At 28.6% G+C, this 22,482-nt stretch carries 22 protein-coding genes, 1 pseudogene and 1 riboswitch; of the genes and pseudogenes, 20 read left to right on the top strand and 3 right to left on the bottom strand.

The window, feature by feature from the left end:
* Positions 1-73 precede the first annotated feature (73 nt).
* Positions 74-664, bottom strand: a complete 591-nt coding sequence (locus A500_RS07970) for a lysozyme inhibitor LprI family protein (protein WP_016207071.1) — start codon at positions 662-664, stop codon at positions 74-76.
* Between the two features lie 214 nt (positions 665-878).
* Between A500_RS07970 and A500_RS07965 the strand changes: the two genes are divergently transcribed.
* From A500_RS07965 to A500_RS07935, 7 genes and pseudogenes are all read left to right on the top strand, one after another.
* Positions 879-1,373, top strand: a complete 495-nt coding sequence (locus A500_RS07965; RefSeq protein ID WP_016207070.1) for a deoxycytidylate deaminase — start codon at positions 879-881, stop codon at positions 1,371-1,373.
* 221 nt (positions 1,374-1,594) lie between these two features.
* Positions 1,595-2,797 carry an FMN-binding protein gene (locus tag A500_RS07960; protein WP_016207069.1) on the top strand — a complete coding sequence of 401 codons (1,203 nt, stop codon included), beginning with the start codon at positions 1,595-1,597 and terminating at the stop codon, positions 2,795-2,797.
* Between the two features lie 405 nt (positions 2,798-3,202).
* Positions 3,203-4,051, top strand: coding sequence for a BglG family transcription antiterminator LicT (gene licT / locus A500_RS07955; protein WP_016207068.1), 849 nt, complete (start codon positions 3,203-3,205; stop codon positions 4,049-4,051).
* 141 nt (positions 4,052-4,192) lie between these two features.
* The gene (locus A500_RS07950) at positions 4,193-6,052 is read left to right on the top strand and encodes a beta-glucoside-specific PTS transporter subunit IIABC (protein ID WP_016207067.1); all 1,860 of its coding nucleotides are present in this window, start codon (positions 4,193-4,195) and stop codon (positions 6,050-6,052) included.
* Between the two features lie 23 nt (positions 6,053-6,075).
* The gene (gene ascB / locus A500_RS07945; RefSeq protein WP_016207066.1) at positions 6,076-7,476 is read left to right on the top strand and encodes a 6-phospho-beta-glucosidase; all 1,401 of its coding nucleotides are present in this window, start codon (positions 6,076-6,078) and stop codon (positions 7,474-7,476) included.
* Between the two features lie 148 nt (positions 7,477-7,624).
* Positions 7,625-9,409, top strand: a complete 1,785-nt coding sequence (locus A500_RS07940) for a DUF438 domain-containing protein (RefSeq protein ID WP_016207065.1) — start codon at positions 7,625-7,627, stop codon at positions 9,407-9,409.
* 136 nt (positions 9,410-9,545) lie between these two features.
* Positions 9,546-9,976 (top strand): annotated as a pseudogene (locus A500_RS07935) (DEAD/DEAH box helicase); the annotation flags it as partial.
* Positions 9,977-10,129: 153 nt separating this feature from the next.
* On the opposite strand, the gene A500_RS07930 reads toward A500_RS07935, so the two are convergent.
* A complete protein-coding gene (locus tag A500_RS07930) occupies positions 10,130-11,047 on the bottom strand; it encodes an aldo/keto reductase (protein WP_016207063.1) in 918 nt (305 codons plus the stop codon).
* A 231-nt stretch (positions 11,048-11,278) separates the two neighbouring features.
* Here A500_RS07930 and A500_RS07925 point away from each other — a divergent pair, with 231 nt between their 5' ends.
* The 13 genes from A500_RS07925 (at position 11,279) to A500_RS07870 (ending at position 21,720) form a co-directional block, all read left to right on the top strand.
* Positions 11,279-12,118, top strand: coding sequence for a metallophosphoesterase (locus tag A500_RS07925; RefSeq protein WP_016207062.1), 840 nt, complete (start codon positions 11,279-11,281; stop codon positions 12,116-12,118).
* Positions 12,119-12,179: 61 nt separating this feature from the next.
* Complete coding sequence (locus A500_RS07920) at positions 12,180-12,914, top strand: TatD family hydrolase (RefSeq protein WP_016207061.1); 735 nt, start codon at positions 12,180-12,182, stop codon at positions 12,912-12,914.
* 30 nt (positions 12,915-12,944) lie between these two features.
* Positions 12,945-13,181 (top strand): hypothetical protein, encoded by a 237-nt coding sequence (locus A500_RS07915; RefSeq protein WP_016207060.1) that lies wholly within the window; start codon positions 12,945-12,947, stop codon positions 13,179-13,181.
* Between the two features lie 122 nt (positions 13,182-13,303).
* A riboswitch (TPP riboswitch) is annotated at positions 13,304-13,411 on the top strand.
* A 127-nt stretch (positions 13,412-13,538) separates the two neighbouring features.
* Positions 13,539-13,829, top strand: coding sequence for an MTH1187 family thiamine-binding protein (locus A500_RS07910; protein ID WP_016207059.1), 291 nt, complete (start codon positions 13,539-13,541; stop codon positions 13,827-13,829).
* Positions 13,801-14,577: an ABC transporter permease gene (locus tag A500_RS07905; RefSeq protein WP_016207058.1), complete on the top strand. Its 777-nt coding sequence runs from the start codon at positions 13,801-13,803 to the stop codon at positions 14,575-14,577. The genes A500_RS07910 and A500_RS07905 overlap by 29 nt, the downstream gene beginning before the upstream one ends.
* Before the next feature lie 34 nt (positions 14,578-14,611).
* Positions 14,612-15,616, top strand: a complete 1,005-nt coding sequence (locus A500_RS07900) for an ABC transporter substrate-binding protein (RefSeq protein ID WP_016207057.1) — start codon at positions 14,612-14,614, stop codon at positions 15,614-15,616.
* Positions 15,597-16,319 carry an ABC transporter ATP-binding protein gene (locus A500_RS07895; RefSeq protein WP_016207056.1) on the top strand — a complete coding sequence of 241 codons (723 nt, stop codon included), beginning with the start codon at positions 15,597-15,599 and terminating at the stop codon, positions 16,317-16,319. The genes A500_RS07900 and A500_RS07895 overlap by 20 nt, the downstream gene beginning before the upstream one ends.
* Before the next feature lie 20 nt (positions 16,320-16,339).
* Entirely contained in the window at positions 16,340-17,116 is a 777-nt protein-coding gene (locus A500_RS07890) for a GTP-binding protein (protein ID WP_016207055.1), read from the top strand.
* Positions 17,117-17,365: 249 nt separating this feature from the next.
* Complete coding sequence (tnpA, locus tag A500_RS07885) at positions 17,366-17,821, top strand: IS200/IS605 family transposase (protein WP_016207054.1); 456 nt, start codon at positions 17,366-17,368, stop codon at positions 17,819-17,821.
* Positions 17,822-18,097: 276 nt separating this feature from the next.
* Positions 18,098-19,075: a diaminopimelate dehydrogenase gene (locus tag A500_RS07880; protein ID WP_016207053.1), complete on the top strand. Its 978-nt coding sequence runs from the start codon at positions 18,098-18,100 to the stop codon at positions 19,073-19,075.
* Between the two features lie 34 nt (positions 19,076-19,109).
* Complete coding sequence (locus A500_RS22035; RefSeq protein WP_083935679.1) at positions 19,110-19,241, top strand: AzlD domain-containing protein; 132 nt, start codon at positions 19,110-19,112, stop codon at positions 19,239-19,241.
* 15 nt (positions 19,242-19,256) lie between these two features.
* Positions 19,257-20,630, top strand: coding sequence for a bifunctional metallophosphatase/5'-nucleotidase (locus A500_RS07875; RefSeq protein WP_016207052.1), 1,374 nt, complete (start codon positions 19,257-19,259; stop codon positions 20,628-20,630).
* 424 nt (positions 20,631-21,054) lie between these two features.
* On the top strand, positions 21,055-21,720 hold the full coding sequence (locus tag A500_RS07870; RefSeq protein WP_016207051.1) for a deoxynucleoside kinase: 666 nt from the start codon (positions 21,055-21,057) through the stop codon (positions 21,718-21,720).
* A gap of 97 nt (positions 21,721-21,817) precedes the next feature.
* On the opposite strand, the gene A500_RS07865 is transcribed toward A500_RS07870, so the two are convergent.
* Complete coding sequence (locus A500_RS07865; protein ID WP_016207050.1) at positions 21,818-22,336, bottom strand: nucleoside/nucleotide kinase family protein; 519 nt, start codon at positions 22,334-22,336, stop codon at positions 21,818-21,820.
* Between the last annotated feature and the right edge of the window lie 146 nt (positions 22,337-22,482).

Raw genomic sequence — 22,482 nt, 5'->3', positions numbered from 1 at the left:
CCGTGCGCTGTGAACTATATAAATTGCTTCGCAATTTTTTACAATTAGGATTGGTTAGATTTTTCCTTTAACTTCAGTCTGTCATATAGTTATTAACTAATTCATAGCATCTTTTTTTTGTTGATTCATATAAAGATGAGTTATATGCCACAAATTCAAATGTTCCACCCTTATACTGTTCAGATTCCTTATTAGCAGCAGCTTCTTTTTCTTGTATCCATTTTATTTGTTGAGTTTGCAAATCTGACATCGTTTCTGGGGACAAATCATTTCTTAATAAATCATAAATTTCATTTAATGCTTTATCATACATATCATATGATATTCCATAATAACTTCTCATAGCATTTGTTATTCCAGCATCTGAATCCTTCTTTTCTGGCAATGCATCAAGTTCTTTTTGTATATTATCTAATTTTTCTATAAATTCATTTCTTCTTCCCACTATTTTGCTTATAGTAGATGGGGCATTAGTTTCAGAAATATTTTCATTTACTTTTGGATCATTTGTATTATCAACTTTATTCAGACTATTATCTAATTGTTGTCTTTGTTCTACCTTATTTGAAGAATTTTGATTTGTTTTACTATCCTTATTACACGCTGATAATGTAATTAATGACAATGAAATTAGTATTAGAATTGAAACTTTTTTAGTTTTCATTAGTAATCTCCTTTTACTTTAATCTTTAAATATATTTCTATCTTATCATAATAATAACCATTGTTTAACCTTCATGGATATTTTTCAAATAATAAAATCAATGTTATAATTTAAATATGAATTAAAAATAATTTAATTAAATTACGAAGCAAAACTTCTAGTATATTGTGAACTGAATAAATTGCTTCGCGATTTATAACAAGGGGGTATTTAAATGAAAAGAAGTGATTACATATCTTGGGATGAGTACTTCATGGGAGTTGCAATATTAGCTGGAAAGAGAAGTAAAGATCCAAGTACTCAGGTTGGAGCTTGTATAATAGATAATGATAATAAAATTTTAAGCCAAGGATATAATGGACTTCCAAGGGGATGCTCAGATGATGAATTCCCATGGAACAGAGAGGGTGAGATACTTGAAACAAAGTATCCATATGTAGTGCATGCTGAACTTAATGCTATTTTAAATAGTAGAGGAGCTAATCTTTATGGTTCTAAAATTTATGTTGCTCTATTTCCTTGCAATGAATGTGCTAAGGCAATAATACAATCAGGAATAAAAGAAGTTGTCTATATTTCAGATAAGTATGCAGATTTAGATAACGTTAAGGCATCAAAAAGAATGTTTAACGCTGCGGGAGTTAAAATGACTAAATTGGAACCTAGAAATAAACGGATAGAAATATCTTTTGATATAAATGATATTTAGTACTAAACTTATTTATTATAAAACACTTTTGCAGACTTGCAAGGGTGTTTTTTTACTTTACTCATAATGCTAAAGCTTTATCCTTACATATATAACCATTTAGTAAGTTTCAAGGAGAAAACAATTTCTATTGTGATTTAAGATTTATTTAAGATTTAGCCTTTATCATTATATTTGTAATAACTAAGTCAAATATAATTAACAGGAGGTAGAATTATAAAATGAATATAAAAAATATCAAGTACATACGGTACGGTGTACAAGGTTTAGGTATATTGTTGACTATCATAGGCTTTTTTACAAACTTTCCTATAGTGAATTCAATTTTGTTAGGATTACTTATTGTTATGGGACCAGTGTTTTGTGGATGGATTTGTCCTTTTGGAACATTGCAAGATGTGTTTTCAAAGTTAGGCAGCCAATTAGGTATTAAAAAATTTGTAATGCCATCAAAAGTGAAAAAAGTTCTTGCTTTTTCACGATATATTCTGCTGATTATCACAATATTTATTTCAGCGGACTTTATTTTTAACATTTTGAGTCTAGATCCCCGAGCGAATTTTACTACTTTGCTTGGAGGTAAAACTCTGATTATAGCAGGATTTGTTGTTATTTTTATATTTGCTCTCAGTTCAATGTTTTTTGAAAGACCTTTTTGTAATTACATTTGTATTGAAGGCGCAAAATTTGGATTATTAAGTGCAGCAAGGCCAGTTACTATAGTTAGAAATGAGGAAACTTGTGTAGGCTGCAGCAAATGTAATCGTGTATGCCCTATGAATATTGATGTAGCCTCACATGGTCAGGTTAGATCTCTACAATGTATAAATTGTATGGAGTGTGTAGCTGCCTGTCCTGCAAAAAATACTTTAAAGGTTGGTGTAATACCAGTTAAGAAAACAGTTAAGAAAACAGTATTAACCTTTGCTTTAGCAGCTTTCGTACTTGTGGTGTACACTGGTGTGAAACCTGATTTCATATTCAATGTACTTGCTAGTAATAAGACTTCCTCAAGTTCAACTGTAGTAACAGGTGAAATTGCTGCGAGCTATGGAGATGCAGAAGGCATAGAAGATGGAGTGTATGAAGGAACTGGTACTGGCTTTAGAGGTGAAATGAAAGTTAAAGTAACCGTTCAAAATCAGCAAATTACATCTATTGAAGTTACAGAAACTAATGATGATTCTAAATGGTTTGATAGAGCTTACAGTACAATAGCTACAGATATTATCAAAAATCAAACGGCAGAGGTGAATTCAGTGTCTGGAGCAACCTATTCTTCTATGGGAATAAAAGAAGGTGTAGCCAATGCCTTGATTAATGCAGGAGGAGAAAATGTTGAAGCTATTGAAAATAATATGCCGGCAGAAGGTGAACAGCAACATGGAGGAAAAGGTGTGAGAGATGGAAAAAGTAGGCAATAAAATAAATTAAGTACTAACATCAATAAAAATGATATGAAAGAATATATATAAGAAGAAATCATGGTATCTTCTTATTACGATTTCTTCTTGCTCTGATGTTTTAACCTTAATTGATTATTAAAAATAACTTAGAGTATACTATTGATGAATATGAAACCTTAAGAGGTATATATGGAATTTTTTAATGAGAAATCTCTTATTTTTATTAACATAAATTTTTATGAAAAATATATTGATAATGAATTGCTATGATGATATAATGTAAATAAGTTAATATTATTGGTTTATTTAGGATCGTTACTGAGAAGCAGGCGAGACCTAAGCGTTAAGTAAGTATATATTTTTATATGTTTACTTAATGTTTAGGTTTATTTTTGTTTTTACAATACATATTAGGAGGTATTTATGAGGGTTACGCGTATAATAAATAATAATGTAATATGTGCTGTTAATGAAAGAAATCAAGAAAGAATTCTTTTAGGTTCTGGAATTGGATTTCAAAAGAAAAAAGGTGAAGAGGTTGACAGAAATAAAATTGAAAAAGAATTTTTTTTAAAATCAAAAAATGTAGCAGGAAAATTATATTCACTTTTAACACAAATTCCTATGGAATATATGAGAGTTACAGAAAGCATTATTAAATATTCAAAAGAAACATTAAATCGAGAACTTAATGAAAATGTTTACCTTACATTAACAGATCATATAAGTTTTGCTATTGCAAGACAAGAATCAGGTTTACCTTTTAGTAATGCACTTTTATGGGAGATTAAAAGATTTTATCCAGAAGAATTTAAAGTTGGTTTAAAAGCTTTAGAATTACTTAATGAAGAATTAAATGTAAAATTGCCTGAAGATGAAGCTGCATCTATAGCAATTCATATTGTTAATTCAGAGTTAGGTTCTGAAAGTAGTAGAGATACTATAAAAGTTACAGAACTAATACAAAATGTTTTAAATATAATAAGATATCAATACAAAATAGATTTTAACGAAGAGGACTTATATTATACTAGATTTATAACACATTTAAAGTTTTTCGGTTATAGAGTTTTAAATAATGATAATAGTAATAAATCAAAAGAAGTAGATAAAGATTTCGAAGAAATTGTTAAAATAAGATACCCTAAAGAATATGAATGTAGTTTGAAAATTGCAGATTTAATAAAAAATAAATATAATAAAAATTTATCAGGAGATGAATTAGTTTATTTAACTGTACATATAAAAAGAATAACAATAAATGAAAATTAAATGATAGTATTTTAACTAGGATTGTTACTGATTAAGCAGGCAAGACCTAGAGTTTACGTACTTAAGCTAATATATAATTATTTTAAGTACGCAAACTCTAGGTCTTTTTTATAAAATAAAATAAAAAAAGGAGAGAAAAAAATGAATTATAAAAATTTAGCAATTGATCTATTAAAATTAGTTGGTGGAGAAAAAAATGTTGTAAGTGTTACTAATTGTATGACGCGTTTAAGATTTAATTTAAATGATAATAATAAAGCAAAGGTTGATGAAATTAAAAAATTAAATGGAGTACAAGGCGTAGTAAATAAAAATGGTCAATTCCAAGTTATAATAGGGACTGATGTAAGTAAGGTTTGTGATGAAATTCATAAGCTTGGAAATTTTGGAGAAAATGAATCTTCATCAGAAGAAAATGAAACAGGTATAATAAATAAAGTTTTAGGAACAATAACTGCTATATTTACACCTGTTATACCAGCTCTAGCAGGCTCAGGTATGATAAAGGCTGTACTAGCTATATTAAAAGCATTTGGTCTTGTAGATGTAGGAACTCAAACATATACATTTTTAACATTTATAAGTGATACTGTATTCTACTTTTTACCAGTAATTTTAGCGTTTTCAGCAGCTAAAAGATTTAAATGTAGTCCATACATAGCAGCAGTTTTAGGAGCAGCATTACTTCATCCAAGTTTTTCTGCTTTAAATACAGGGGATCCAGTACACTTTTTTGGAATTCCAATAACAATGATTTCTTATGCATCTAGTGTTGTGCCAATTTTATTAATAATATTTGCACAATCATATATAGAAAAATTTGCGAAAAAAATATCACCTAATTCAGTGAAAGTGTTCTTAGTACCTCTTATCACTATTTTAATTACATCTATTATTGGATTTACAATATTAGGACCATTAGGAAATATTGTTGGTAAAGGTTTAGCTGTAGGAATGAATTTTGTTAATGATAGAGCAGGGTGGCTTATACCAGTTATAATGGGAACATTTACTCCATTTTTCGTAATGACAGGAATGCATTATTGCTTTGCACCAATACAACAAATTCAATATGCTACATTAGGTTATGGTACTATTTTAGGACCAGGAATGTTATCTTCAAACATTGCACAAGCTACATCAGCATTAATAGTTGCATTAAAAACTAAAAACAAAAGTTTAAAACAATTAGGTTTATCAAGTAGTATGACTGCATATATGGGAATCACTGAACCAGCACTTTATGGTGTTAACTTTAAATTAAAGAAACCACTTTATGCATCTATGATAGGTGGAGGAATTGCAGGACTTTATGCAGGAATTACAGGAATTAGAACTTATGCTTCTGCAACAGCAGGTTTTGCAGCTATACCAGTTTATATTTCAGATGATTTATCAAATGTTAGAAATGCATGTATTACTATAGTTATTTCTATTGTAGCTACAGCAATTGCAAGTTTAATTCTTGGATTTAAAGATATAGAAAATGAAGATAGTAAGATAGAAAAAAACAATAAAGAAGATAATAATCTTACATCAGTAGTAGGTGAATTAATAGTTAATAGTCCAGTAAAGGGTGAAGTAATTCCATTATCAGAAGTTAAAGATGATGTTTTTTCTCAAGAACTTATGGGAAAGGGAATTGCTATTTTACCAGCAGAAGGAAAAGTATATTCTCCAATTGAGGGAACTGTGGAATCAATCTTTAAAACAAAACATGCAATAGGTTTAAGAAGCAAAGATGGAGTTGAAGTTTTAATTCATGTAGGACTTGATACAGTTCAATTAAATGGAAAATATTTTACTTCCCATGTAGAACAAGGTAATAGAGTAAACGCAGGAGATTTATTATTAGAATTCGATAAAGAAGGAATAAAAAATGAAGGCTACGATATAATAACTCCTGTTATAATAACAAATACAGCAGAATATATGGATGTTCTTCCAACAGAAAAAACATTTATTAAAGAAAAAGAAACTTTAATAAGAATTCTTAAATAAAGAAGGGAGATAAATTGAATCAAATGTTTAATAATAATTTTTTATGGGGAGGTGCCATTGCAGCAAATCAATGTGAAGGTGCTTATTTAGAAGATGGAAAAGGATTATCAATTCAAGATATTATGCCAAATGGAATTGTTGGAGCTATTTCAGAGGAGCCAATAGAAGATAATTTAAAATTAGTAGGAATAGATTTTTACCATAAATATAAAGAAGATATAAAACTATTTGCAGATATGGGATTTAAAGTTTTAAGATTTTCAATTGCATGGTCAAGAATATTCCCGAAAGGTGATGAACTAGAACCAAATGAGAAAGGATTAGAGTTTTATGAAAATGTAATTGATGAGTGTTTAAAATACGGAATTGAACCACTTATAACACTTTCTCACTATGAAACACCACTTCATTTAGCTAAGGTTTATGATGGATGGAGAGATAGAAGATTAATAGAATTCTTTGAAAACTATTGTAGAGTAGTATTTGAACGCTATAGAGGAAAGGTAAAGTATTGGTTAACATTTAATGAAATTAATTCAGTATTACATTTTCCTTTAATGGGAGCAGGAATTTTAACTCCTAAAGATAAGCTTACCAAGCAAGATTTATATCAAGCTGCTCATCATGAATTAGTTGCAAGTGCTTTAGCTGTTAAATTAGCTCATGAAATTATGCCAAATGCAAAGGTTGGTTGTATGGTACTTGGAGTAGTTAATTATCCTATGACTCCAAATCCAGATGATATGATAACATCTATGGAAAGAGATAGGGACTTAATGTTTTTTACAGACATTCATGTAAGAGGAAAATATCCATCATATACTAAAAAGCTATTTAAAGATCTTGGAATAAGTATAAAGATGGAAGATGGAGATGAAGAAATCTTAAGAAATACTGTGGATTTTATTTCCTTTAGTTATTATATGAGTAAATGTACTGCTAAAGATATAAATAAATACGAAAAAGGAAGAGGAAATCTAACTTCAGGAGTTAAAAATCCATATTTAAAAGAATCAGAATGGGGATGGCAAATAGATCCACAAGGATTAAGATATATTTGTAATTACTTTTATGATAGATACCAAAAGCCACTATTTGTAGTGGAAAATGGATTAGGGGCAATGGATAAACTTGTAGAAGTTAATGGTGAAAAGATAGTTCTTGATGATTATAGAATTGAATATTTAAATGACCATCTTGTAGAGCTAGGTAAAGCTATTGAAGATGGAGTAGAAGTTATGGGTTATACTAGTTGGGGATGTATAGATTTAGTAAGTGCTTCAACAGCTGAACTAAAGAAAAGATATGGATTTATTTATGTTGATCGTAATGATGATGGAACGGGTAGCTTAGAACGATATAAAAAGAAAAGCTTCTATTGGTACAAAGAAGTTATAAAGAGTAATGGAGAAAATTTAAAATAATATAAAAAGACTTTGTATTATTAGCAGGTAATGGCTTGCTAATATCAAAGTCTTTTTAATTTATTTGTATCATATGTTACGCCCTTTGTTATTATTTTATGGTACGATAATGATAATGAATTTCAATTATTTGAAAGGGGCACTAATTATGAAAAAAGATATTACTTATATAACTATAGACGGCAGAGGAGAACATGAAAGTTTTAGAGATTGTGTAACAAAAACTTTAAAAACAATAGAGCTAAACCAAGGAATACATGTAATTAAGGATTTTGAGCCATTTCCTCTTTATAAAATGATGGAAAGCAAGGGGTTCGATAAGTATGTGGAAAAGATAAGCGATACTGAGTACCACGCCTACTTCTTCCCTTTTGAAAAAATTTCAGATATAGAAATGAATAAGCATTTAAGCCTTGATAATGAAAGAATTAAGAAGATGCTTGATATAAAACTTGACTATTTAAATGGGAAAATTTCACTAAAAGAAGCGAAAAATAGAATGAATTCTTCCTTTGAAAGTGTTACAGCAGAAGAATTTGCTTTAGCTGAACAACATCTTCAAAGTTACGGAATTTCAGATGATACATTAGCAGAGAAAATGGAAGAAATTCTTGAGATTTTTAAGGATGTACTTACTTCTACAAAGCTTAATCTTTCAAAAGGGCACCCAATTAGAACTTATATAGATGAAACAGAAGAAATAAGAAGAGTTCTTTCTTTTATGAAGGAATTATTAAATAAAAAATTTATAAAAAATCAATGGCTTGAAGCTTATGATAAATTAAGTCAAATAAGTATTCATTTTAGCAGAAAACAAAACCAGTTATTTTCAGCTCTTGAAAGAAAGGGCTTTGATAAGCCTTCAAAGGTAATGTGGACTTTAGATAATAATATTAGAGATATAATAAGAAACTCAAAAACTCTTTTAAATGAAGATAAAGATTCAGAATTCCTTTCACTTCAATCTGAGGTAATAGAAATGGTTGAAGACATGATGGTAAAGGAAGTTGAGATTTTATTACCAACTTCCATGGAACTTTTAACTGATGAAGATTTTATTGAAATGAGAATAAGCGATGACGAAATCGGATATTGCTTAATAAATAATCCTCCAGCATATAAGGGAGAAAATGCAAAAGATAACATTACTCCAAAGGATTTGGGAATGAATACAGAGCTTTTAAAAGATCTTGCAGGTGTACTTCAAAAGTACGGAATAACTTCAAAAAGTACTGAAGAAGATGAAGTTTTAAATGTTAGCCAAGGACTTCTTACTCTTAAACAAATAAATCTTATTTTTAAACATCTTGCAGTTGACCTTTCTTATGTTGATGAAAATGAAATATTTAAATTTTATAGCGATACAAAGCATAGGGTTTTCCCAAGAAGTGCAGGGGCTATAGGTAGAAAGGTACAAAATTGCCATCCACGTGAAAGTGTAGATACAGTTGAAAAAATAATTAATGCTTTTAGGAATGGTGAACAAGATGAAGCAGAATTTTGGATTGATATGGGGGAAAAGTTTGTCTATATTATTTATACTGCAGTGAGAGATGAAGAAGGTAATTTCAAGGGAATACTTGAAATGATGCAAGATGCAACTCACATTAGAAGTCTTACTGGAAGCCAAAGATTATTATCTTGGGAAAATAAGAAAGAAGATAAAGAAGTTGAATTAAAAGAAGTTAATGTAACAGAAGTAAATAAGTATAATATTACTGAAAACACAAATATAGGAGCTCTTTTAAAGCAATATCCTTATATAAAAGACTTTTTAATATCTTTAAGTCCAAAGTTTGAAAAACTAAATTCCCCTGTATTTAAAACAATGGCAGGAATCGCTACAATTAATATGATTAGTGCAAGAGGTGGATTCGAGGCTTCAGATTTGATTAGTAAAATAGTTGAAGAAATTAACAGAAGAAACAAATAACATAACTTTTACCTGAGGGTAATTGAGGCTGTATAGCATATGAATAAGTTTTAAAAGAAAAAGCACTTCTAAATATTTTAGAGGTGCTTTATTTCGTGAATTAGAAAATAAGTTTTAAGTCAATATATTTTGGTATAATATTAAAGAAGCATTAGATAAAAATAATATAGGGTATTATTATTTAGATGGTGGAACAAAGGCATCAAGCAGAATAGACCTTGTAGATAGTTTTAATAATGATAAGGAAAAAATGTGTTTTTAATATCATTAAAAGCAGGGGGAACAGGATTAAACTTAACAAGTGCAAATGTAGTAATACATTTTGACCCATGGTGGAACCCTGCAATAGAAGAACAAGCAACAGATAGAGCACATAGAATAGGGCAAAAAAATGTAGTAGAAGTAATAAAATTAATATCACAAGGTACTGTAGAAGAAAAAGTTATAACTATGCAGGAAACAAAAAAAGAATTAATTAATCAAGTTATTGAAGGTGATTTTAAGGAAGGAAGCTTCTTAAGCAGTTTAAGTAAAGAAGAAATACAAGGATTATTTCAGTTAAATTAATAAAAAGTAATCTTTGTCTAGAGTTAATGTGAAACTATTTGCTTTATGGGAAAGTTAACAAATTAGTTAATTTAAAGAGAGATTCTACTAATAACTAAAAAATATTCTCCACTAATTCAATTATTAGTGGAGAATATTCTTATTTTAAAAGAGTTATGGCAATTGGTTTCCTGCTGCTCTATAAATTTCATACCATTCTTCTCTTGTAAGACTTATATTTGATGCTTTAGAAATATCTTTAAGACGGCTCGCATTAGTTGTACCAACTATTGTTTGGATTCTAGCTGGATGTCTTAATATCCATGCTACAGCTATTGCTGAATTTGTTACATTTTTAGATTCTGCAATTTCATTTATTTTTGCATTTAGTTTAGGGAACTTTTCATTATCTAAAAAAGCACCTTCAAAGTATCCATATTGGAAAGGTGACCACGCCTGTATAGTAATATCTTTTAAACGGCAATATTCTAATATACTTCCATCCCTGTCTATAGATGGGTCTATTTGCATATTAACGTTTAATCCTGAATCAATCATACCAGTATTCATTATACTGAATTGTAATTGATTAATTATAATTTTGTTGTTTAAATACTTATTTAAAAGCTCAATTTGCATTGGATTTTGATTGCTTACACCAAAGTGCCTAACCTTTCCATTATCATGTAAAATTTGGAAGGCTTCTGAAACTTCTTCTGGTTCCATAAGAGTATCAGGACGATGTAATAATAAAGTATCAAGATAATCAGTTTTTAATCTTTTTAAACTGCTGTCTACTGAATTTATAATATGTTCTTTAGAAAAGTCAAAAAAACCTTTCCTTATTCCACATTTACTTTGAACAATAATTTTTTCCCTTATACTTGGATTCATATTTATAGCCTTTGCAAAAACCTCTTCTGATTTTCCACCACCATAAATATCTGCATGATCAAAGAAATTAATTCCTTCTTCTAAAGCTGTATTAATTAATTTTGATGCATCTGCATTAGACATATCGGCTATTCTCATACAACCTAAAGCTATTTCTGATGCACTTATAGCACCATTACCAATATTAATATTTTTCATTAAATTTTCCTACCTTTCATAAAATTAATTAGCTATATTGCAATCTATTATATACCAAATTTATAATATTATATACCATAAGGTATAAAAAATAATGAAATAGAGTTTCTTGACTCAAATAATGAAATTTCAAACTACTTAAGGTATATAATAGTAGTGTATAATAATTATATGGATTACTTAGTGTAAAGCGTGTTATGAGGTATTTATATGTGGAAGAGGTATAAGAAGATGAAGGTATTAATAATTATAGTTTTATCTTTTATAGAATTATTTATATTTTTTATATGGCAAAACAATGATATTATTATTTCTAATTATAATTATGAAAGTAATGAAATTCCTTTTGAGTTTAATGATTTTAAAATTGTTCAAATTTCTGATTTACACAATAAAATGTTTGGAAAAGAGCAGTCAAAATTATTAGAAAAAATAGAAAAACTATCACCAGATATAATTATAATTACAGGTGATTTAATAGATAGGCGTAGATATAATTTGGATAAAGCAATGTACTTTATTAAGGGAGCTGTAAAAATTGCTCCAACTTACTATGTTTCAGGAAATCATGAAGCATGGTCAGGAAAATATGCTGAAATAAAAGAAGGATTAACTGAATCTGGTGTTCATATTATTGATGATGAAATGTTAGAAATTAAGAAGGGAAGGAGCTTTATTAATTTTTTAGGATTATCGGATCCAGCTTTCATTACATCAAGTTATATAGATGGGACTGATACAAGTAAATTAGAAAAATATTTAAATAGTTGGTCAGATATTGAAGGTTTTAAGATTTTACTTTCACATAGGCCAGAGTTATTTGATTTATATTGTGAATATAATATAAATATGATTTTTTCAGGACATGCTCATGGTGGACAAATTAGAATTCCATTTATAGGGGGAGTTATTGCACCTAATCAAGGATTTTTACCTAAGTACACTAGTGGTAGCTATAGTAGTGATAAAACTACAATGTTTGTAAGTAGGGGGCTTGGAAATAGTGTTTTCCCAGTAAGGGTATTTAATAGACCTGAAATTATATCAGTTACATTAAAGGCATATAAATAAAAATATCTATATAGTATTAAAACATATCTTAAAATTTTACTATATATGTAAAGGAGGTCACATGCATATAGATGCACACACACATTTAGATTTCTTTAAAGAAAATATAGAAAAAGCAATTGAAGATATAAATGAAAATGAAATATTAACATTAGCAAATAGTATGGATATAGAAAGCTATATAAAAAATAAGGGATATAGTAAACAAAGTAAATTTATTAAGCCCTGCTTTGGTATTCATCCCTGGAAAGCAGCAGAATATAAAGGAAGTCTAGAAAATCTTATATCATATATAGAAGAAAGTGAAATTATAGGTGAAATAGGTTTAGATTATGTTTGGGTAGAGGATATAAGTACCTATGAAGCACAAAGAAGAATTTTTAATTTTATATTGGAAGAAAGCATTAAAAGGAATAAGTATGTAAGTATCCACACAAAAGGAGCCGAAGAAGAAATTTATAATGCGCTTAAGCGTAATAATTATAATAAAGCTATTATACATTGGTATAGTGGAGAAATAAGTACTTTAGAGAAATATATTAAACTTGGTTGTTATTTTACAGTAAGTGTAGATATAGGTTATTGTGATAAAGCGAATGAAGTTTTAGATAAGATACCACTAAGTAAATTACTTATAGAAACTGACGGACCAACAGCGTTAGAATGGGTAAATGGAGAATATGGTTATCCAAGTGCAATAATAGATGTAGCTAAAAAGGTTTCAGATTATAAGAAGATAGAGCTTGATGATCTATTAAGAAGTATAGAGGAGAATTATCTTAAAATCATTAATTAAAAGAGTTTAGAATAAGGGGAGAAATGTTAAATGAAAGGTCTTATGTTTTTGGGAATACCAATGCTATTTATGATAGCAGTTTTAATTTTATTAGGTATGTATGTATATAAAGTTATTCAAAATCAATCCTCATCTTTAAAAATTATGATTATTGGTATAGCCGTAATATTATTTTCTATATTAATATCAATGTCAATAATAAAAATTATAGTGGGAATCTTAGGGCTTTTAATTGTGCTATATGGGGCAAATAAAAGTGAAGACTAGAATATAAATAAAAGGAAGTAAGCATCTAAAAATATTATTTAATAGGATTCTCTACTTGATAGACATTATTGATTAACTTGACATTTATATTAAAGATGAATAAAATGGAATTATAAAAAGTAAATATAAATCTGGGGGGGCAGTGAACTGCCTGAGATAAAATTGATACTATTTTGACCCATAAACCTGATTTGGATAATGCCAACGTAGGGAGATTATTTGTTATTAATTAATGAATATACAAATTGAACTATAATACAGTATTTCTAGTCAGAAATACTGTATTTTTTTACTCTATGTACAAAATCTAATATTTGATTTGTTTACTTTTAAATATATTTAAAGGAGGAGAGGACTATGTCACTTTGCAATGTAAGTCTTCAGGTTATACCAACAGTAAATGAGGATAGAATTTATCCGGTTGTGGACAAGGTTATAGAATATATAGCATCTAAAGGTGTTAAATATGAAGTAGGTGCTATGGAAACAACAATGGAGGGCGAACTTGAAGAATTACTAGAAATAGTAAAGAAAGCTCAAGAAATTTGTACAGAAGAAGGTGCATCAAGAGTAGTATCTATGGTTAAAATAGATTATAAAAAAGAAGGCGTGACGATGGATGAAAAAATTAAGAAGTATAGGGAATAAAATAGCACCTATAGTTTTTATTTTAATTTTATTAATTATATGGGAGTTTATAGTAAGTGTTGGAGGGATAGAAAAGTATATATTACCCGCTCCCACAGATGTTATAAAAGTATTAATTAAAGACTTTAGAACAATGATCCCACATATTTCAGCAACTTTATATGAAGGAATGGTAGGGTTTTTAATTGCAATAGTATTATCTATTATATTGGCAGTGATTATGGATATGGTTCCATTAATAAAAAGAGCCTTATATCCAGTTCTTGTTATTTCTCAAACTATACCAACAGTTGCTCTTGCACCATTATTTATAATTTGGTTTGGTTTTGGTGCATTGCCTAAAATAATTGTTGTAGTTATAGTATGCTTTTTCCCTATAGTAATTAGTATAGTTGATGGGCTTGAAGGTGTAGATAAGGATTTAATAAATCATTTTAAATTAATGGGAGCATCTAAACTTAATGTGTTCTTACATTTAAAATTACCTTATGGAATGATAAATTTCTTTTCAGGTATGAGAATTGCAGCTACATATAGCATTATGGGAGCTGTAATTGGAGAATGGCTTGGGGGAGATAAGGGACTTGGTGTATATATGACAAGAGCAAGAAGCGCATATGCACTAGATAAGATGTTTGCATCAATAGTGATTATAGTAGCTATAAGTATGGGGATATTTCTTTTGGTTTCCTTTATGGAAAAGGTATTTACTCCATGGAATGATAAAAAACTAAGTATGAAAAAATAAAATAAAAAACAATAAATTTAGAGGTGAAATAGTAATGTTAAAAAAGAAAATTATATCAGTAGTATTAGCATCAGTAACAGCACTTACACTATTTGCTGGATGTAGTAAAAAAGATGAAGCAAAAACTTCAGAAGATTTGCAAAAGGTAACTGTAATTTTAGATTGGACACCAAATACTAACCATACTGGATTATATATTGCACAGGAAAAAGGCTATTATAAAGAGCTTGGACTAGATGTTGAAATAATACAACCATCAGAAGGGTCATCACTTCAACTTTTAGCAGCTGGAAAAGGAGACTTTGCAGTAAGTTATCAAGAAGATTTAACATATGCTAGAACATCAGACAGTCCGCTTCCAGTTAAAGCTATAGCAGCAATAATTCAACATAATACATCAGGTTTTGCATCTCCAAAGGAAAAAGGAATAGAAAGCGTTAAAGACTTTGAAAATAAAGTTTATGGTGGATGGGGAAGCCCATCAGAAGAAGCTATATTAAAGACTGTTATGGAGAAAAATGGAGCAGATTTTAGTAAGTTAAAAATGGTAGATGCAGGAACAGAAGATTTCTTTATAGCAACTAAGAATAACTTAGACTTCGAATGGACATTTGAGGCATGGACTAATATTGAAGCAAAGTTAAGAGGATTTGACATAAACTATATAGCAGTTAAAGATTTAGATCCAGCTTTAGACTATTACACTCCAATTATTGCAGCAACAGAAGATACTATTAATAATAAGAAGGATTTAGCTAAGAAGTTTATGGAAGCAACTACTAAGGGATATGAAGAAGCTATAGCAAATCCAGAAGAAAGTGCAAAACTATTAGTAAGTAAAGTTCCTGAAATCAGTGAAGAACTTGCAATAGAAAGCCAAAAGTATCTTGTAGATAAATATATGGAAGATACTAAAGTATGGGGAGAAATGAAAGATAGCGTATGGGATAACTATACAAAATTCTTATATAATAATAAATTAATTAATAAGGAAATGAAAGCAAGCGAGGCTTATACAAATGAGTTCTTATCAAAATAAGATTGTATTAAAAAATGTATCTAAGTCTTTTGATGAAATGGAGATATTAAGAGATATCAATATAGAAGTTAAAGAAGGAGAGCTTGTTTCTATTCTAGGGCCATCAGGTAGTGGGAAAAGTACAATATTTAATATTTTAACTAGCCTTATAAGTAGTGATAATGGTGAAGTAGAAGTTAGTGGAGACCTAAGCTATATGTATCAAAAGGATATGATGGTACCCTGGAAAAAGGTTATAGATAATATAGGTATTCCACTTATATTTAAAGGCGATAGTAAGAAAAATTCAAGAGAAAAAGTAAAAAAACATATAGATGAATTTGGTCTTAGTGGATTTGAATATAAATATCCATCGCAATTATCTGGTGGTATGAAGCAAAGAGCAAACTTTTTAAAAACATATTTAACATCTAATGATATAATGCTTTTGGATGAACCCTTTGGGGCACTGGATTCCATGACAAGAAGAAAGATGCAAAAATGGCTTTTAGATTTAACTAAAAAGATGAATTCAACTATATTATTCATAACTCACGATATAGAAGAAGCAATTCTACTTTCAAATAGGATATATGTAATATCAGAAAAGCCAGCAATTATAAAAGGTGAAATAGAAGTTAATTTACCTAAGGAAAGAAATGAAGATATAGTTACTAGTGATAAATTTGTAGCTATAAAAAAAGAAATATTAGAGCTTATGTAAATAAAAAGATGCTGTTGTTATTGATTATAAATTTTATAGCATTGTATGATACTAAAAGTGAGAAAAGATATTATGTTATAATAGATGCGCCAGGACATAAGGAGTTCTTGAAAAATATGATTTCTGGAGCTGCAAGTGCAGAAGCAGCACTTTTAATAATTGATAGTAATGAAGGAATACAAGAACAGTCGAAAAGGCATGGATATATACTATCATTACTAGGTATTCAGCAAGTTTATGTTATAGTTAATAAAATGGACTTAATTAATTATGATGAAAAGAAATTTAATAATATAAAATCAGAAATGAATGCATTCTTAGAAAATTTAGGGGTGTATCCTAAAAAATATATTCCTATTTCAGCATATTATGGGGAAAATCTATCTAAAAAATCTGATAAGATGAATTGGTATAATGGAGAAACTGTTTTAGAAGCATTAGATTTATTTTATAAGGAAAAGGGATTAGAAGAAAAAGACCTTAGATTGCCAATACAAGATGTTTATAAATTTGATGATAGAAGAATAATAGTTGGAAGAATAGAATCAGGTAAAATATCAGAAGGTGATGAAATTATTATATCTCCAAGTAATAAAAAAACTAAAGTGAAGTCTATTGAGTATTTTATAGAAAGTGATAAGAAATCAATAGAGAAAGCAGGAAGAGCTATTGGTATCACTGTAGAAGATGAATTTTTTAATAAAAGAGGAGAAGTAATATCTCATGTCAATTCAAAACCTTTAAGTGGAGATACTATAGAAGGAAATATAAAATATATAGAAGAAAAAACGACTTAAAAAATAAAGCAAGATAAATAAATATTATAATAAGAAAGCCAAATATTTAAGTGATAATAAGTAAATATTATTAATTGTCAAGCCAAGTGGTACACTTAGCTTGACAATTTTATTGTATTTAGAAAACCCCGCGTTAGACGTGGGGTTCCGTATAGCTTATAGCTATGAGTATGACAAAAAAACTCCTTCTGATATAATAAAAATGCGGTCTGGCAACTGCACTTTAATATCAGAAGGAGGACATTCGAAATGAATGATGTACATAGTTTATCACATACAAAGTGGAACTGCAAATACCATATTGTATTTGCGCCGAAATATAGAAGGAAAGTATTTTATGAAGAAAAAAGATTAGAGGTAGGAGCAATACTTAGAAAATTATGTGAATGGAAAGGCGTAAATATAATAGAAGCTGAAGTTTGTGTAGATCATATTCATATGTTAGTAGAAATACCACCTAAAATGAGCGTATCAAGTTTTATGGGATATCTTAAAGGAAAAAGTAGTTTGATGATATTTGAAAAATGGGGGAATATGAAATATAAATATAGAAATAGAGAATTTTGGTGTAGGGGATATTATGTTGATACAGTAGGGAAAAATACTAAAAAAATAAAAGAGTATATAGCTAATCAATTGCAGGAAGATAAAGTATCAGAGCAGCTTACAATGGAATATTTAGACCCGTTTACGGGTAGCAAATAGAAGGAATGCGTGTGCCAGACCGAGGGTACGCCTTTAGGCGATGCTAGTAATAAAGGGCTAGGCCCGAAAATGCAAAACCACCAGCTAAGCTGGTGGATTTTTATTTATATGAGGAGAAGTTAAGATATTAGAAGAAATTTATTTCAAAGATATCAATAAATTATTAAATACAAAGAATATTATATGGAAAAAATTAATTGATATGGTAATATTATTATAAAGATAAATTTAAAATCTATGAAAAGGGGGAACTTGGCTTTAGAGCCGAGGAAGTATATGAGCAATAAGATTAGAATAGGTATTGTAGGTTATGGAAATATTGGTAAAGGTGTAGAATTAGCTTTAGAACAAAATCCAGATATTCAATTAGAGGCTATTTTTACAAGAAGAAATCCAAAAAAATTATTAACTACTTCAAAGGTAGTACATATTTCAGAGATTGAAAGTTATAAAGGGAAAATAGATATTATGATTCTTTGTGGGGGATCTGCTACTGATTTACCAAGACAAACACCTGAGATAGCAAAAATGTTTAATACAATAGATAGTTTTGATACTCATGCAAAGATTCCGGAATACTTTAATGTATTAGATGATGTAACTAAAAATGCTGGTACTATTTCACTTATATCAGTTGGTTGGGATCCAGGTCTATTTTCTTTAAATCGTCTTCTAGGTCAGGTAGTACTTAAAAATGGAAAAGATTATACTTTTTGGGGCAAGGGTGTAAGTCAAGGACATTCAGATGCTATTAGAAGAGTTGAAGGTGTTAAGGATGGAGTTCAATATACTGTACCGATTGAAAGCGCTATTGAAATGATTCGTACAGGAAAGAATACAGATTTTTCAGCTAGAGAAAAACACGAGAGAATTTGCTATGTTGTACCAGAAGATGATGCGGATTTAGATTATATTAAACATGAAATTATAAATATGCCTAATTATTTTTCAGATTATAATACAACAGTAAATTTTATAACTGAAGAAGAACTAAATAAAAATCACAAGGGTATGCCTCATGGGGGATTTGTTATTCGTACAGGGGTTACAGGAGATGGTACAAAGCAGAGAATGGAGTTTAGTTTAAAGCTTGATAGTAATCCAGAGTTTACTTCTTGTGTGATATTATCTTATGCAAGAGCTGTATATAGATTACATAAAGAAGGTCAAACAGGAGCACGTACAGTGCTAGATATCCCATTTAGTTATTTATCTCCAAAATCAGGAGAAGAGTTAAGAAAAGAATTGTTATAAAATTATAATTAATATAGAATTTTTTTAATAAGAAATTAGTACAAAAATTAATGAAAAGTTAATATCAGCATTACCAACATTTTTAGTATCAATTTTAACTAAAAGTCTTTTAGGAACTGTGGTAGTTGGAGTTATATCAATGTTAGTAATAAAGTTAATATATTGAAAGGGATAAAGGGTTATGAGATTTAAAATATTACATACTAATGATGTTCACAGCAGGTTTGAAAATTTTGCTAGGATTACTACTAAGATAAAAGAGTTAAAAGATGAAAATACTTTGATTTTGGATGCAGGAGATTATCATGATTTTAAAGATGTAATGCTTCAAGGTACAGGAGGAAAAGCTGGAGCAGATTTGCTTTTAGAGGCAGGTTATGAAGCTATTGCAATTGGGAACAATGAGGGGTTTGAAGGGTTAGAGATTCTAAATTCTATGGTAAATAATAAGGAACTGCCATTCTTATCTTGTAACTTGGTTCATTTAGATGGAAGTAGTATAAAAGGGGTTAAAAGAAGTATAATAATTAATAAATCTGGAGTGAGATTTTTAATAATTGGAACATCACCTAATTTTAAAACATTTTTTCATCTTTTGGGTATGGATACTCTTGATTATAAAGAGCAAATTCAAAAAGAGTTAAGTGATAATGAAGGAAAATATGATGTATGTATTTTGCTTTCACATTTAGGACTTATTGAAGATACTGATATAGCTAATACTATGGAAGGAATAGATATTATAATTGATGGTCATAGTCATGACCTTATGTCAGAGCCAGAGATAGTTAAAAGTACTGTTATTCATATGTCAGGTTGTTATGGGGAGAATTTAGGAGTTTTAGAATTTGAGTATGATGGAAATATAACTAATATCAATGGAGTAAATATTAATATAAAGAATGTAGAGATGGATGAAAATATTCTAAAGATTATTGAGAAAAATAGAAAAATTGCAAATGATAATCTTGGAGTATCTCTTTATAATATAGATAGAGATATGTGGCATGATGTAGTAGAGGAGAATCCTATAACTAATTTATTAGCAGATGCTATTAGGGATGTATTAAATTGTGAGATTGGTTTAATTAATAGTGGGGTTATGAATAGTGGTATAAGAAAAGGAGAGGTATCTTTTAAGAAATTAATTGAAATATGTCCATCACCATTAAACCCAACTTATATGGAGATACAAGGTAAATATATACGAGAGGCTTTAGAGCAATCTTTAGATCCAGAGATTTGTTACAAAGACGGCGCAGGATCCGGGTTTAGAGGAAGATTTTTAGGAAGACTTCATATTTCAGGAGCTATAATTGAACATGATGGCAATCAAATCAATAGAATAATTGTAAATGGTAAGGAACTTGATGAAGAAAAATATTATAGAGTTGCTACTTCAGACTATTTACAAAGAGGTACTGGCTACAAAACTTTGGCTAATAATATAAATGTAAGATATAATGTAGAGTATCTTAGAATAGTACTTAGAGATTATCTATCTAGAGATATTTTTTTGGACAAATCTTATATTGATAGATGGATTAAAATATAAATTAGTGCATTACTTTTTGTTTTATTAAAATTCATATGCCTATATTTATCATATTGTGATAAATATATTTATTAATGTTTTTGATTATTATTTTTGCTGCTTTTTAAGAGCAGCTTTTTTTTATTCTTTAGACCAGTTATAAAAGTTTCCTCTTTGGATAGCTTTTTGTAATTTTCTTCCTTGAATATAGTCCACCAATGAACCATTAGCGTGATTTTGATAGGACTTACATATTGAATTAAAACTTATTGATAATTCAAATAAATATGAATATATAGATTTTAAGAATCATAAAACTACTATATACGGTGTTTAGCCTTAAGAATAAATACTATATATGGTATAAAAATGAAAGTCAAGACTTGAAAGTAAATTTTTAATTATGTAATATAGAGAAAGACAAAAAGTAAAGGATAGGTGAAGCATGTTGATAGTTGTTGGCGGGATGATTGGACTTGGAAAAAGTTCTGTTGCAGAAATTTTGGGAGATCATTTTAAATCAGATGTATTTTATGAAAGTGTAGATGATAATCCAATATTACCTTTGTTTTATAGTGAAAGTGAAGAAGAAATACAAAAAAAGAGATATCCTTTTTTACTACAACTTTATTTCTTAAATACAAGATTTAAAAGTATAAAGGAAGCGTTAGTACATAATAATAATGTTTTAGATAGATCAATTTATGAAGATTGGTATTTTGCTAAGAAGAATATGGAGCTTGATAGAATTAATGATTTAGAAATGAAGATATATGAGGATCTTTTACATAACATGTTAGAAGAGCTAGAAGAACTTCCTAAGAAAGCTCCAGATGTAATGGTATATTTAAAAGGCTCCTTCGAGACTGTTTTAAATAGAATAGCATTAAGAGGAAGAGATTTTGAAATTGATGAAAGCTTAAAAGAATATTATCATTTTCTATGGAAAGATTATGATGCATGGGTAGAAAATTGTTATAATGCATCAGAAGTTTTAATAATAGATATGGATAAGATGGATGTAGTTAATAACGAAGAAGATAAAGAAAAGCTTATAGAATTAGTAGAACAAAAGCTTAGAGAAGTTAGAGATATTGAAGAAATTGCATAATAACATTTAGTATAAGAAAATAGAGCAAATTGTTTAGTTTGCTCTATTTTCTTATTTATTAAAATGATAAAAAATCAAAATATTTTACAAGAAAACTTTAAGACAATATATCATTTATTATTAAGGGAATATCAGAAATATTTTCATTTTCATAAGAATATAGATTATAATCATACTTATAATCATCAAGGGATATTTCAGTTTTATGTATATTTTGGGTGTCGGTTAAGTTGTTTTTATAATTTACTCTTGTAATATGAATTGATACAGTTTCACCAATAGATTTTAAACAATCTATTTCTTTAGGGAATCTAGCATCAGGAATTAGAGCTACGTCAAAATCATCTTTAACTAAATATAATATTTTAAGCAATTCATTTATTAAAAACATTTCATCTACAGCTCTCATCTTATCACCCAGGCTTTGAAGTAAGCTTCTTCCATTACCAGTTTTAGAGCCATCCCAATTATAGACTTGTGATGCAACCATTTTTAAATAATCAGCATAATGAATAATAAATACCTTTTTACCTTCTTTCTCTAATAACTCTTTCAATCTTAAGGCTAAAGTATCTTTTCCGTGTCCTGATTTTCCAGAAATAGAAATACATTTCATAAAAAATCCTCCTTTATATGTAATTGATTATTGTGTTTTAATAAATATTATTTATAAAATTAGAATCATTATTTATATTATAACAATACTAGATTTCTATAAAGTATAAAAATTTTATATTAATGATTTTGTTAGAAAAATTTAAG

This window comes from Clostridium sartagoforme AAU1, from assembly GCF_000401215.1.
In the GTDB taxonomy this organism is placed as follows: Bacteria; Bacillota; Clostridia; order Clostridiales; family Clostridiaceae; genus Clostridium; species Clostridium sartagoforme.
The sequence above is the reverse complement of the archived record's forward strand: the minus strand, read 5'-3'. Positions and strand labels throughout refer to the sequence as shown.